At 64.8% G+C, this 12,425-nt stretch carries 14 protein-coding genes; 7 read left to right on the forward strand and 7 right to left on the reverse strand.

The window, feature by feature from the left end; translation table 11 throughout:
• Nucleotide 1: 1 nt before the first annotated feature.
• The gene (locus EPB08_RS16925) at nt 2-1,873 is read right to left on the reverse strand and encodes a DEAD/DEAH box helicase (RefSeq protein ID WP_130620291.1); all 1,872 of its coding nucleotides are present in this window, start codon (nt 1,871-1,873) and stop codon (nt 2-4) included.
• Nucleotides 1,874-2,023: 150 nt separating this feature from the next.
• On the opposite strand from EPB08_RS16925, the gene EPB08_RS16930 reads away from it, so the two are divergent.
• Entirely contained in the window at nt 2,024-2,491 is a 468-nt protein-coding gene (locus tag EPB08_RS16930; protein WP_130620292.1) for a VOC family protein, read from the forward strand.
• Here the strand turns inward: EPB08_RS16930 and EPB08_RS16935 are convergent.
• Entirely contained in the window at nt 2,488-3,417 is a 930-nt protein-coding gene (locus EPB08_RS16935; RefSeq protein WP_130620293.1) for an oxygenase MpaB family protein, read from the reverse strand. The two genes, EPB08_RS16930 and EPB08_RS16935, sit on opposite strands and share 4 nt — an antisense overlap.
• A gap of 247 nt (nt 3,418-3,664) precedes the next feature.
• Here EPB08_RS16935 and EPB08_RS16940 point away from each other — a divergent pair, with 247 nt between their 5' ends.
• On the forward strand, nt 3,665-4,762 hold the full coding sequence (locus tag EPB08_RS16940) for a 3-deoxy-7-phosphoheptulonate synthase (protein ID WP_130620294.1): 1,098 nt from the start codon (nt 3,665-3,667) through the stop codon (nt 4,760-4,762).
• 37 nt (nt 4,763-4,799) lie between these two features.
• Here EPB08_RS16940 and EPB08_RS21170 read toward each other — a convergent pair whose 3' ends face one another.
• Complete coding sequence (locus EPB08_RS21170) at nt 4,800-5,648, reverse strand: intradiol ring-cleavage dioxygenase (RefSeq protein WP_205746380.1); 849 nt, start codon at nt 5,646-5,648, stop codon at nt 4,800-4,802.
• A gap of 111 nt (nt 5,649-5,759) precedes the next feature.
• Nucleotides 5,760-6,185, reverse strand: coding sequence for an OsmC family protein (locus EPB08_RS16955; RefSeq protein WP_130620295.1), 426 nt, complete (start codon nt 6,183-6,185; stop codon nt 5,760-5,762).
• A gap of 153 nt (nt 6,186-6,338) precedes the next feature.
• On the opposite strand from EPB08_RS16955, the gene EPB08_RS16960 reads away from it, so the two are divergent.
• Complete coding sequence (locus EPB08_RS16960) at nt 6,339-6,614, forward strand: GNAT family N-acetyltransferase (RefSeq protein ID WP_130620296.1); 276 nt, start codon at nt 6,339-6,341, stop codon at nt 6,612-6,614.
• Nucleotides 6,615-6,713: 99 nt separating this feature from the next.
• On the forward strand, nt 6,714-7,400 hold the full coding sequence (locus EPB08_RS16965) for a DUF1345 domain-containing protein (protein ID WP_130620297.1): 687 nt from the start codon (nt 6,714-6,716) through the stop codon (nt 7,398-7,400).
• A gap of 47 nt (nt 7,401-7,447) precedes the next feature.
• Here EPB08_RS16965 and EPB08_RS16970 read toward each other — a convergent pair whose 3' ends face one another.
• Entirely contained in the window at nt 7,448-7,930 is a 483-nt protein-coding gene (locus tag EPB08_RS16970; RefSeq protein ID WP_130620298.1) for a YajQ family cyclic di-GMP-binding protein, read from the reverse strand.
• 106 nt (nt 7,931-8,036) lie between these two features.
• Here EPB08_RS16970 and EPB08_RS16975 point away from each other — a divergent pair, with 106 nt between their 5' ends.
• Nucleotides 8,037-9,215, forward strand: a complete 1,179-nt coding sequence (locus EPB08_RS16975) for a BaiN/RdsA family NAD(P)/FAD-dependent oxidoreductase (RefSeq protein WP_130620299.1) — start codon at nt 8,037-8,039, stop codon at nt 9,213-9,215.
• A 65-nt stretch (nt 9,216-9,280) separates the two neighbouring features.
• Nucleotides 9,281-10,168, forward strand: coding sequence for an NAD(P)-dependent oxidoreductase (locus tag EPB08_RS16980; RefSeq protein WP_130620300.1), 888 nt, complete (start codon nt 9,281-9,283; stop codon nt 10,166-10,168).
• Between the two features lie 100 nt (nt 10,169-10,268).
• On the opposite strand, the gene EPB08_RS16985 is transcribed toward EPB08_RS16980, so the two are convergent.
• Together EPB08_RS16985 and EPB08_RS16990 are read right to left on the reverse strand one after the other, a co-directional pair.
• Nucleotides 10,269-10,742 (reverse strand): YaiI/YqxD family protein, encoded by a 474-nt coding sequence (locus EPB08_RS16985; RefSeq protein WP_130620301.1) that lies wholly within the window; start codon nt 10,740-10,742, stop codon nt 10,269-10,271.
• Complete coding sequence (locus EPB08_RS16990; RefSeq protein WP_130620302.1) at nt 10,739-11,620, reverse strand: PhzF family phenazine biosynthesis protein; 882 nt, start codon at nt 11,618-11,620, stop codon at nt 10,739-10,741. Before EPB08_RS16990 ends, EPB08_RS16985 begins: the two co-directional genes overlap by 4 nt.
• 162 nt (nt 11,621-11,782) lie before the next feature.
• On the opposite strand from EPB08_RS16990, the gene EPB08_RS16995 reads away from it, so the two are divergent.
• Nucleotides 11,783-12,385, forward strand: coding sequence for a rhomboid family intramembrane serine protease (locus EPB08_RS16995; RefSeq protein WP_130620303.1), 603 nt, complete (start codon nt 11,783-11,785; stop codon nt 12,383-12,385).
• Nucleotides 12,386-12,425: the final 40 nt, after the last annotated feature.

Below are 12,425 nucleotides of genomic sequence, written 5' to 3' on the forward strand. Positions count from 1 at the left end.
ATCAGGCGATCTCCGCCAATTGTCCCTGTACCTCGTTGATCGAGTTGCGGATGCGATGGCTGAAGATCGAATCCTCGTGATGGATCATCACCAGCCGCTCGGTGGCACGCGTCATCGCCACATAGAGCAGGCGCGCTTCGTCGGCTTCGTCCTTGCCCGGCTTCGGCAGCGAGCCGAGTCCAGGGATGACCACCAGCGGAAACTCCAGGCCTTTGCTGGAGTGCATGGTGACCAGTTTCACCGTGTCCTCCACCACGAACAGCGAACTCTTGCCGTTGCCTTCCGCCAGGCGGCTGGGAATGCCGGCGCGTTCCAGTGCTTCGTGCAGCTTCTCGCCTTCCCAGCCATTGCGGAAGATCACCGCCATGTCCGACAGGCGCCGGCCATGGCCCTGTTCGTGACGCAGTCGCTCGATGATGGCGGGCAACTGGTCTTCCTGCCGTTCGACGCGGATCAGTTCCGGCAGTGCGCCACGGCGGCCCGCGCTTTGCGGCGCGACCAGCGGCACGCTGTCGTCGTCCTCGCTGCGTTCGAGCAGGAGTTCGTTGGCGAAGCCGCGCGCGACGGAGAGGATTTCCAGCGTGTTGCGGTAGTTGAGCTTGAGGATGGTGGTGCGACCCTGCGCCTGCACGCCCAGGCTTTTCCAGCTGAGTTTCTTGCGGCTGGCCTGGCCGTAGATGTTCTGCGCGTCGTCGTACAGCACCAGCAGGGAGTTGGTGTTGGGATCGATCATCTGCACGATCAGCTTGTACCAGTCCGGCTCGAAGTCGTGACCTTCGTCGATCAGCACCGCGCCGTACTGGAAGCGCGGAATCTGCCCGCGATCCACGCCTTCGATCACCGCCGGCGGCAGCTCTTCCGCGAAGTGCGGACCGTCAGGCGGCAACGGCACGTGGTAGGCCGTGAGCATGCTGCGGCACCACTTGTGGAAGTTGTAGACCTGCACCTTGTCGCTGAGCCCGCGTTCGCCCATCAGCTGTTCCAGGCGCGCGGCCAGCGTCTTGTTGTAGCAGAGCACCAGGATGGGCTTGGACAGTGCGCGCGCCAGTTCCATCGCGCGAAAGCCCAGGATCATCGTCTTGCCCGAGCCGGCCACGCCGTGAATGATGCGGTGCTCGTCGCCCAGCGAGCGCGCCAGAAGTTCCTGCTGCGCGTCCATCACCTTGATGAGGTCGGGCACTTCCACCTTGGTCACGCTGGCGCGATCGCTGGAGGCAAACAGGCCGAACTGGCCTTCGCCCGGTTCCACGCGAATCTCGGGAAACAGGTGCCAGCGCACGCGATCGATCTGCGGCAGCGTGAGCGCGGTGGGAAATACCTGCGGGAACATCGCCCACAGCCGCTCCTGGAACGCTTCCGACTCCACCGTCTCGTACATCTCGTCCTGGCAGATCACCAGATGCGCGGGAATCACCGCGTCGAGTTCCCCCGCCTCGAACTGCTTGCGGCTGATGTTGGCCAGCACCACGCCGTAGCCCCACGGCATCAGCAGCTTGCCTTCGTACATGTGGCCGGGTGGGTGGCGCAGCGCGGGATCGTGCTGCAGAACCTTGTAGATTTCGCTGGCGCAGTCGCGCGCCTGCATCAGCGGGTTGTGCTCCTTCACGCTGCTGCTGCCGGTGAGCAGGGTGAACAGCGTGCGATCGGCCTGCTGGATGGTGCCGGCCTTCCAGTCCTTCACTTCCAGCACCAGCAGGCCGCGGCGAGGATGGAACACGATGAAGTCGGGGCGCCGCTGCCTGGGCCCGACGGGCACGTCGTACCACAGCAGGTAGTCTTCCTCGAGCTTCTGTTCCAGCCGCTCGGACAGGCGCTTCTCGCCGCTGGTCATGCGCGACAGGCAGCTGTTTCGGGAAGGAATGAGTGTCGCCATCGCGGCCCCTGGGCGTTCCGATCCGGCGACGTTAGCGGATCGGGGGCGACTGTCAATCTGGACGGCTCCGGCGCTTGGATTTTCCCCAAGACGCACAGCGGTGGCCGGCGTAGGGTCCATCGCCTGTCTTTACCATCACGGAGCACCCGCATGAGCATGTATCCCGCGCCCATCGTCCATGAACTGTTCCCCTATCTGCGCGTGCGCAATGCCAGTGCCGCCATCGACTACTACCAGCGCGCCTTCGGAGCGAGGCTGCGCTTGCGGCTCGACGAGCCGGGTACGGGACGGGTGGGGCATGCGGAACTCGAACTGGGTACCGCCGTGCTGATGGTGTCCGACGAATATCCCGAGCATGGCATCGTCGGCCCCGAGAGCGTGGGTGGCACCAGCGTCTCCATGCACCTGCACGTGGACAATGCCGACCATGCACTGGCCCGCGCCGTGGCTGCGGGAGGCCAGTTGATACGACCGGCGCAGGACGCGTTCTATGGCGAGCGCAGCGGCACGGTGCGCGATCCGTTCGGCCATGAGTGGCTGATCGGCCACAGCATCGAAGACGTGAGCCCCGAGGAAATGCAGCGTCGCTACGACGAGCTCATGGGCGAGAACTGCTAGCTCCGTGGCCAGTGTTGCAGCGTGTCGGCCGATACGCTGACGCGTGCACAGGCGCGCGCGGCGATGCCGTCATGCAATGCGGCGCGGAAGATCGGCGCCACCGACCACAAGGCCCTCGACGTGAGTCGCGCCTGCGTCCGCTGCAGGGAGGAGCGGCCCAGTAGCGATTCAGCCCATTCCGGCAACAGCGCTGCACCGGCCTGCAGAAAGACGTCGCGCGACAGCCCCGCTACCGGCACCGGAAGCCGCACCCTCGAAAGCACGTCGAGCACTTCGCGCGAACGATGGCTGAACTGCAACTGCGGCCGCACGTCCCGGAAATAGGCAGAGATCTGCGTTTCGGATGAAGGCACATCGCGAGCGCCCAGCGCTTCGGCGACACGACGCACCTCGTCGTAGTACCGGTCCGCGGCATCGGCAGGCAAGGAGGCATGGCTGTAGCGTCGGTAACCCTGAAGGAAACTGTAAGCCTCGGTGACATGCACCCAGGTCAGAAGATGCGGATCGCCCGCAGCGTATGGGCGTCCATCTTCGGCCACGCCTTGCACCTGCGCGTGGATCGTTCTGACCCGCTCGATCAGCATCTGCGCCTGGTCGCGTGGTGCATACGTGGTGCCACTGACGAAAGAAGTGGTGCGACGGAGGCGGCCGATCAGGTCTTCGCGAAAGTTGGAGTGGTCCCACACGCCGGCGAGCGCGAGCGGATGCAAGGTCTGCAGCATCAGGGCCGCGAGTCCACCGGCGAGCATGCCGGGGAAGTCCGCGTGCACGCGCCAGGTCGCACTGTCCGGCCCGAACAGGCCGGCATCACCCACGGGGTGATCGTAGTCGACATGCCCGCCGCCGCCGCGTGGAAATGCACTCAGCACCCAGCGACGAATGGGTTCGCGTGCGGGTCTCGCCAGCAATTTCCATGGAGTGAGCATGGGGCGAGTGTATCGCTTGGTTACAAATGCATCCTTTGCATGCGCGAAAAAGCTGTGTTATTTCTTTTCGCCATGACCTACACCACCGCCCGCCAGTATTTTTGGTTTTACGGCTATCCGATGCCGCTGGCGGAGGGTGGGTCGCGAATGTCTTAAGACTTCGACACCAGAACCCAAAAGGCCGCCAGCCACCACTGGCGGCCTTTTTCTTGGGCCGCGAGTGGAACCCCCCGACCAGGAGACCACCGTGAACCCTTCCACCGACGACCTGCGCATTCGCGCCATCACCCGGCTCAGCACGCCAGCCGAGGTGATGCGCGATTTCCCCATGAGCGGGCGTGCGGCCAGTACCGTGAGCGCATCGCGCGGGGCCTTGCACGACATTCTTTGCGGCCGTGACGACCGCGTGGCGGTGGTCATTGGCCCCTGTTCGATCCATGACACCGCCGCCGCACTCGAATACGCCGAGCGCCTGGCCAAGCTTCGCAAGCACCATGCGGGCGAGCTCGAGATCGTGATGCGTGTGTACTTCGAGAAGCCGCGTACCACCGTGGGCTGGAAGGGGTTGATCAACGATCCGGATCTCGACGGCAGCTTCCAGATCGACAAGGGGCTGCGCATGGCACGTGGCCTGCTGCGCGACATCAACGAGATGGGCGTGCCGGCGGGTTGCGAATTCCTCGACATGATCACGCCGCAATACATCGCCGATCTGGTGGCGTGGGGCGCCATCGGCGCGCGCACGACGGAGAGCCAGGTGCATCGTGAACTCGCTTCAGGCCTGTCCTGTCCGGTCGGCTTCAAGAACGGCACCGATGGCAACGTGAAGATCGCGGTCGATGCCGTGCAGGCCGCATCGCAGCCGCACCATTTCATGGCAGTGACCAAGGACGGCCAGACGGCCATTGCCGCGACCGCTGGCAATGAGGATTGCCATGTCATCCTGCGCGGCGGCAAGACGCCGAACTACGACGCGGCCAACGTCGACGCGGCATGCAAGGCCATCGCCGGAGCGGGCCTCGATGGCCGAGTGATGATCGATGCCAGCCACGCCAACAGCAGCAAGCAACCGGAAAACCAGCCACGCGTGGTGGACGACATCGCCAGCCAGCTGGCCGGCGGCGAACGCCGCATCGTCGGTGTGATGGTGGAGAGCCACCTCGTCGGCGGCCGCCAGGAGCTGGTAGCTAACCAGGCGCTGCGCTATGGCCAGAGCATCACGGACGGTTGCATCGACTGGGATGCTTCCGTCGAGGTGCTGGAGAACCTGGCGCACGCCGTGCGTGTGCGGCGCGCGATGGAGCGTGTACCCATGCGCAGCGCACGCGTCGCGGCCGGCTGCTGAGGATCGGTCTCGACGCGCTTTTCTGAAGGGGAATGCGCTATCTGCGGCCTTCCCGACTCAGGGCACTTGGATCCACGGCGAGCGTGAGGCCAGCCACCTGGATATCGCCTTCCTTGCTCAACGTGGCGATGGAATCGTTGCCGTGCTGGGTGAGGTAGACGTTGTCCTGTTCCAGCGTCGTGCGCTCAAGGCCATGGCGCTGATAGGGCTGGCCAGCCATCGCAGCAAGGCTGTCTGCCTCGGTAAAGAACAATTGCCCGGTGTACACGACCTGGCCGCCGCGATAGTGACCGTCCTGGATCTGGCCACCGATATGCAGCTTCAGGTGGATATGGTTGCAGCGCCCCGCGTAATAGCCGGGAAAAATGGTGTGGAACGCCACCTGGCCACGCGCATCGGCGATCTGAACGCCGCGCAGGAAGGTCAGATCGTCGCTCGCGACACTGCGTGGCGGCGCACCGTGCATGCGATCGCCCGCACCACCCGGTGGAGGTCCGGGCGGCATGCCTGCCGGCGGCGTACCCGGTGGCCTGCCGGGTGGCGGCGGTCCCATGCCCGGGCCGCCAGGCGTCATCGCAGTGAAGCCCGAATACAGGCCCTGTGCATCGCAATGCCAGATTTCCAGCGCGGTGCCGCTCAAGGGGCGACACGTGCGGCTGTCCAGCACATCGAAGCGCAGGGTCAACGGTAACCCTGGCTTGCCTTCGGTGATGTCCTGCCGCAACACGGCGCGATCCAGGTAGTACGGACCTTCGGTCTGCTCCGCGTTGAGGCGGCAGGCGGGGCGGCCATCAGGCAATGCGCGCGCTATGCGGGCGAAGGGTAGTGCGGCGAATCCACTCGCACACAGCTGCAGGAAGTGGCGTCGATTCCAGGTGTCTTTCACTACGAGTCCAGGGATGAGCTGCACTGGGTGGTGCGGTCCATCATCGAACGTTCGTGCGGTGCGATGGATGACAGCGCGGTATCCGAGCAACCGTTGTCTCACCGTCAGAGATCAGGCTTCCAGTCGAGCGTCCAGATGGATCTGCGCCTTCAGCACTTTGGATACAGGACAACCTGCCTTGGTGGCCTGGGCGATTTTGTCGAACGCATCGGTATCGATGCGCCGCACGCGTGCACGGCAGGTCAGGTCGACGGTGGTGATGGCAAACCCTTCGCCATCCTTGTCCAGCGTGACTACGGCCTTGGTCTCGATGTGCGTTGCGGTGAATCCCGCCTGCTCGAGGCACGCGGCGAGCGCCATGCTGAAGCAACCTGCGTGTGCCGCACCGAGCAGCTCTTCCGGATTGGTACCCGGGCCGTCTTCGAAGCGTGAATGAAAACCATAGGGTGCGTCGTGCAGCACGCCAGTGCCGGTGGATACCGTACCGGTGCCTTCCTTCAAGCCGCCGGACCAGGCCGCGGAAGCCGTCTTCTTCATGGGTATCGCCTCGCCTAATGCGCCATTGCTTCGCGAAGTGTGCCCAGGCATCCATGCAAGTAGCGCGAAAGCAATCCTCCTCCTCCTTCACGCGCGGTTCGCCGCCGGATGCATTACGCTTGCGCGCCATCGTTCCATCAGGTGATGTGTTTCATGTCCGCCGAGATCAGCCATAACCCAAGGTCACATCGTTTCGAAGTGAAAGTCGATGGCGTGCCTTGTGTGCTGGACTACACGCTCACCGACGGCATCATGACGATCACCCATACGATCGTGCCTTCAGCCGTGGGCGGCCGAGGCATTGCCTCCAATCTCGTGCGCACGGCGCTGGACATGGCGCGCGCGGAGCACTGGAAGGTCGATCCGGCCTGCTCCTATTCCGAGATATGGATGACGCGCCACCCCGAGTACCAGGACCTGCATATCTGAGGTTCGCGCCAAACGGCATTAAGATGCGCCATGCCCGCCGCGGGCCATGGGAGTAACCGTCTTGATTGCATGCCGTCCTTTGCCCGCCCGGGTGATTGCATGAATACGCCGACCGGAAAAGCGGCGCCCTCGGGACCGAGAATCCATTTCCGCCTGCTGCGCGCGCGCCCGCGCCTGGCCGCTTCCACGGCGGTCTTCGTGGGGACCGTGCTGTCACTGTGGCTGGGCGTCCAGATGAAGCCGACCAAGGCGCTGCTGCTTGGTTTCGATCTGGGCGCACTGGTGTACCTGATCGCGCTGGCGGTGCTGTTCAACCAGTGCACGGCGCCGGAAATGATGCGGAGTCAGGCACGTCGGCAGGACACCGGGCGCTGGGGCGTGTTGTGGACGGCGTTGGGGTTGATTCTCGTGGTGTCGGTAGCGCTTACCACCGAACTCGGCGCCGCGCACGGCGGTGGCGTGAAGGGGCTGGTGGTCGCCGCGAGCAGCATCGTGCTGTCGTGGCTTTTCCTCAACATCATGTTCGCCATGCATTACGCGCACGGGTACTACGGCGATTTCGGCAAGAAGCACGAAGGGCTGCAATTCCCCGAGACGCCGCAGCCCGATTACTGGGACTTTGCCTACTTCGCGATCGTGATCGGCATGACCTTCCAGGTTTCGGATGTGCAGATCACCAGCCGTTACCTGCGCCGCGTGGCCCTGCTACACAGCGTGATCGCGTTCTTCTTCAACGTGTTCATCATCGCTATCAGCGTGAACATCGCGGCAAGCCTGGTGTCCTGATGGCCCCGTCATTCCGGTTGCGGCCGGAATGACGGTCAACGGGCGCGTCAGTCCCGGAAGTTGTCGAACTGCAGCGGCAGTTCCACGTCGGCCTTGCGCAGCACGGCCATGGCCAGCTGCAGGTCGTCGCGCTTCTTGCCGGTGACGCGCAGCTTGTCGCCGTTGATCTGGGCCTCGACCTTGAGCTTGGCCTCTTTCAGCGAGGCGACCAGCTTCTTGGCGATCGGCTGTTCGATGCCCTGCTTGACGGTGACCTTCTGGCGCGAGCCGCCCAGGTTGGTTTCCGGATCGCCCACTTCCAGTGCACGAATGTCGATCTTCCGCGTGGTGAGGCGGCCGCGCAGGATGTCCAGCATCTGCTGGAGCTGGAATTCGCTGGGCGCGCTCTGCGTGATCACGAAGTCGACCAGTTCGAACTTCGCGTCGGTGCCCTTGAAGTCGAAACGGGCGGTCAACTCGCGGTTGGCCTGGTCCACGGCATTGGTCAGCTCGTGCTTGTCGACTTCGGAAACTACGTCAAAAGAGGGCATGGCGGCCGTCCGGTGCGATGGGAAAGCCGAAGTTTAAGCGATATGGCCCCGGCTGGCGGATAATGCGCGGCTTGCGACAGGAGCGGGTCATGACGGCGATGCGGGCGTGAAAGTGGATGTATTGGTCATCGGCGCCGGCGCCGCCGGGCTCATGTGCGCCATGGTGGCCGGCCAGCGCGGTCGCTCCGTGCTGGTGGTGGATCACGCCAACAAGGTGGGCAAGAAGATCCTGATGTCGGGCGGCGGCCGCTGCAATTTCACCAACATGGGTGTGACGCCGGCCTGCTATCTCTCGGCCAATCCGCATTTCGCGAAGTCCGCGCTGGCTCGCTATACGCCGTGGGACTTCATCGCCATGGTGGAGAAGCATCGCATCGCCTACCACGAGAAGGAACTGGGCCAGCTCTTTTGCGACGAGTCGTCCAAGCTGATCGTGCGCATGTTGCTGGACGAGTGCGCCCAGGCGGGCGTGCGCATCGAGACGAGTTGTGGCGTGCAGCGCGTACGTCGCACGGAAGAGGGCTTCAACGTCCTCACCGCGCACGGCGAAGTGCACGCGCAGTCGCTGGTGGTCGCCACGGGCGGGCTGTCCATTCCGAGCATGGGTGCTACGGGTTTCGGCTACGAGCTGGCCCGGCAGTTTGGCCACGACGTGTTGCCTACGCGCGCCGGGCTGGTGCCGCTCACGCTCAGCGGAAAGCACCAGGAGCGGTATCAGGATCTGTCCGGCGTGGCCCTGCCTCTCGTCGAGGCACGCGTAGGCAAGCGTGCATTCCGGGCCGGCATGCTGTTCACGCATCGCGGCATCAGCGGGCCGTCGATCCTGCAGATTTCCTCGTACTGGCAGCCAGGCGACGATCTGCGTATCGATCTGTTGCCCGAGATGGATGCCGGCGCATGGTTGCAGGGGCAGCGTGCCGCGCGACCGGCGGCGGAGCTCAAGAACGTGCTTGCCGACGTGCTGCCGCGACGTCTCGCACAGCGCCTGTGCGAGCTGTGGTTCGAGAGTCGGCCCATGCGCCAGTATCGGGAGGCGGAACTCGCGCAGATCGGCGAGCAGTTGCACGACTGGCCGATCGTCGCCAGCGGCACGGAAGGCTATCGCACGGCGGAAGTCACGCTAGGCGGCGTCGATACGGACGGCTTGTCGTCGTCCACCATGCAATCGAAGCTCGTGCCCGGCCTGTTCTTCATTGGCGAAGTGGTGGACGTCACCGGCTGGCTAGGCGGTTACAACTTCCAGTGGGCGTGGGCATCCGGGCAGGCGGCCGGCGAAGTGGTCTGATTTCGCACGAGCTGAACACGCTGCATGGTCCACTGGCTGGGCTGCAAGACGTGGAGGAAGTGCGCATGAAAGTCGGTTTCATCGGCCTGGGTGCCATGGGCAGTGCCATGGCCAGCAATCTGATCAAGGCAGGTCATGAGGTGACCGTGTGGAACCGTTCATCCGGTCCCACGGAACCCTTGGCTTCGCTGGGCGCGAAAGTGGTGAAGAGCCCCGATCGCGCGGCGCTGGGCGACGTGTTGTTCAGCATGCTGGCGAACGATCAGGCCGTGCGGGACATTTTCATCGCGGGTGGCCTGATCGATGCGATGGACAAGGGCATCGTGCACGTCAATCACGCCACGATCTCCGTGGCGCTCGCCACAGAGCTGGCGCAGGAGCACGCCAAGCGCGGCGTCGATTACGTCGCGGCTCCCGTGTTTGGCCGTCCCGACGTCGCAGCTGCGGGAAAACTCAACATCCTCGCCGCCGGCAAGGCTCATGTGATCGAGCGCGTGCGCCCCCTGCTGGAGGCGATGGGCAGTCGCATCTGGCCGCTGGGCGATGCGCCGGAGCGCGCCAACGTGGTGAAGATCGCGGGCAACTTCATGCTCGGCGCGGCCATCGAGAGCATGGCTGAAGCCTCGGCGCTCGCGCGTGCGCACGGTGTCAGCGCGGGGGACTTCCTCGAGGTGATGACCAACACGCTGTTCGCTTCGCCGGCCTACCAGGGCTATGCGAAGTTGATTGCCGAACAACGCTACACCCCGGCCGGGTTTGCCTTGCCCCTGGGTTACAAGGATATCGGCCTGGCCTTGTCGGCCGCCGATGCCACGCGGGTTCCGCTACCGCTGGCCGGTGTGCTGCGTGACAGCCTGCTCGAGGCGTTGTCGGCGGGCGAGGAGGATGTCGACTGGTCGATCATGGCGCAGGTGGCCGCGCGGCGCGCGCACCTGGACGAGCGCAAGCTGTAAGGCGGGAGCGCGCTTCTTTTACTGTAGGAGCGCACCCAGTGCGCGATAAGCCTACGTAGCGAATAGATCGAGGCGCCGCGGTCGCGCACAGGGTGCGCTCCTACAACGGCTTTGACTGCCTTCGCCGCGTCAGCCAGCGATCCAGCTGGTTTGCGAATGCCTGCTTGTCGCGCGCATGGAACGCCGCCGGTCCACCCGTATCGATACCGGCGCCGCGCAACTCATCCATGAAATTGCGCATGCCCAGGCGCTGCGCGATGGTGTCGGCGGTATACAGCTCGCCGCGCGGGTGCATGGCGAGCGCGCCTTTCGCGATCACGGCGGCGGCGAGGGGAATGTCCTGCGTCACCACCAGATCGTCGGCGGCCACGCGTTCCACGATCTCGTTGTCAGCGACATCGAAACCGCCGGGTACCTGGATGGCGCGGACGTAGCGCGATGGCGGCGTGCGCAGCCACTGGTTGGCCACCAGGGTCACCGGCACCTGCTCGCGCTCGGCGGCGCGGAACAGCACCTCCTTGATCGCCGCAGGGCAGGCGTCGGCATCCACCCAGATCTGCGCGGCAGGATTCACGCCGCGCCGTCCCAGTGCAGGGTGCCGTCGATGATGGTGTTGGTGCGCCCGCCGATCCACACCGTATCGCCCTCGATGCGCACCGCGAGGCTGGCGTCATGGCCGATCTCGCGCCCCTGGCTCACCGTGTAGCCGCGCGCGAGCGGGCCATGGGGCTCGGCATGCGCGATATAGGCCGCAATCAGGCCGTTGGCCGCGCCCGAGGCGGGGTCTTCGACGATGCCGACGCCGGCCGGGAAGGCGCGCACGACCAGCTGGAAGTCCGGATGGGAGCTGCGCGCGAATACGCACAGGCCGAGACTGTCGGTGTCGTGTGCGAGTGCGCCGATGGCCGAGTGGTCCGGCTGCCAGTGGCGCAGCGAAGCCTCGTCGGCGCATTCGGCCAGCCACCAATGACGTCCGCCGGCCACGTAGGCGGGCGGGAGCGTGCCCAGCCCGATGCCGGCCAGGGCTTCCTTCAACATCGGATGCGCGTCCAGGCCGGCTTTTTCCACGACGGCGTGGGGCGACTTCAACAGCAGCTGGCGTTGCTCACCGTCGCCTTCGATGCGGATGGGCAGTACGCCCGCACCGCATTCCTGCCACAGGACGCCGTCCTTCGGTGCCGCCAGGCCGCACAGCAGCACCGCGTGCGCGCTGCCGATGCTCGGGTGCCCGGCGAAGGGAATTTCCTTGTGCGGCGTGAAGATACGCACGCGATAACTCGCTTCGGGGCGGCTGGGCGGGAGCAGGAACGTGGTCTCGACCAGGTTGGTCCAGCGGGCGAAGGCTTGCATGCGGGCGTCGCTCCAGCCCGTAGCGTCGGTCACGACGCCCAGGTGGTTGCCGCCGCCAGGCGCGGCGGCAAAGACGTCCAGATGCAGGTAACGAATCGACATGGGGAAGTGCCTGCAGGCGTGGGGGAAACGCGCGAAGCGGCGAATGATAGTGCGGATCGGCGTGCCGTGCGCGGCAGCCCCGGCCCCCGGCGGTGTCGACAAGCAGGGCGCGCGACGCCAAGATGCGGATTCTTTGTCCCGGCGATACACACGGAAACCTGCATGATCACCCTGGCCATCATCGCCATCACCTGCATCGTGTCCTTCATGGCGTTCAACAACGTCCGCCTCATGAACGACCTGATCCTGTGGCCGCCTGCCATTACGCGGAACCGCGAATACCACCGCTTGGTGACCTACGGCGTGGTGCACGCGGACTTCAACCACCTGCTGTTCAACATGCTCACGCTGTTCTTCTTCGGCCGTTCAATGGAAGGGTTCTATACGGCACGACTGGGCATGCTGGGTTTTGCCCTGTTCTACATCGTGGCGCTGGTGGTCTCGATCCTGCCCACCTATCTGAAGAATCGTCGCAACCCCAACTATCGCAGCCTGGGCGCGTCGGGAGCGGTATCCGCCGTGCTGTTCGCCTACATCCTGCTGGCGCCGTGGTCGCGCATCATTGTGTTCGTGGTGCCGATGCCGGCCATCGTGTACGCGGTGCTGTACCTGGGATATTCGATCTACATGGATCGCCGTGCGCAGGACAACGTCAACCACAGCGCGCACCTGTGGGGCGCCGCATTCGGCGTGGCATTCACCCTGTTGCTGCGGCCGGAAGTGTTCTCGTATTTCCTCTCTCAGCTCGCGCAGCCGCGCTTCTAGTCGCGGGATACGAACCACGCGCTCACACCAGAGTCATCTT

The organism is Dyella amyloliquefaciens (genome assembly GCF_004296575.1).
Classification (GTDB): domain Bacteria; phylum Pseudomonadota; class Gammaproteobacteria; order Xanthomonadales; family Rhodanobacteraceae; genus Dyella; species Dyella amyloliquefaciens.

What these genes read in the sequence shown, in the direction of transcription:
- EPB08_RS16955 (WP_130620295.1), bottom strand. Translation starts at nt 6,185, where the DNA reads ATGAAGAAGACGGCTTCCGCGGCCTGGTCCGGCGGCTTGAAGGAAGGC.
- EPB08_RS16935 (WP_130620293.1), bottom strand. Translation starts at nt 3,417, where the DNA reads ATGCTCACTCCATGGAAATTGCTGGCGAGACCCGCACGCGAACCCATT.
- EPB08_RS16965 (WP_130620297.1), top strand. Translation starts at nt 6,714, where the DNA reads ATGAATACGCCGACCGGAAAAGCGGCGCCCTCGGGACCGAGAATCCAT.
- EPB08_RS16995 (WP_130620303.1), top strand. Translation starts at nt 11,783, where the DNA reads ATGATCACCCTGGCCATCATCGCCATCACCTGCATCGTGTCCTTCATG.
- EPB08_RS16970 (WP_130620298.1), bottom strand. Translation starts at nt 7,930, where the DNA reads ATGCCCTCTTTTGACGTAGTTTCCGAAGTCGACAAGCACGAGCTGACC.
- EPB08_RS16960 (WP_130620296.1), top strand. Translation starts at nt 6,339, where the DNA reads ATGTCCGCCGAGATCAGCCATAACCCAAGGTCACATCGTTTCGAAGTG.
- EPB08_RS16925 (WP_130620291.1), bottom strand. Translation starts at nt 1,873, where the DNA reads ATGGCGACACTCATTCCTTCCCGAAACAGCTGCCTGTCGCGCATGACC.
- EPB08_RS16980 (WP_130620300.1), top strand. Translation starts at nt 9,281, where the DNA reads ATGAAAGTCGGTTTCATCGGCCTGGGTGCCATGGGCAGTGCCATGGCC.
- EPB08_RS16990 (WP_130620302.1), bottom strand. Translation starts at nt 11,620, where the DNA reads ATGTCGATTCGTTACCTGCATCTGGACGTCTTTGCCGCCGCGCCTGGC.
- EPB08_RS16930 (WP_130620292.1), top strand. Translation starts at nt 2,024, where the DNA reads ATGAGCATGTATCCCGCGCCCATCGTCCATGAACTGTTCCCCTATCTG.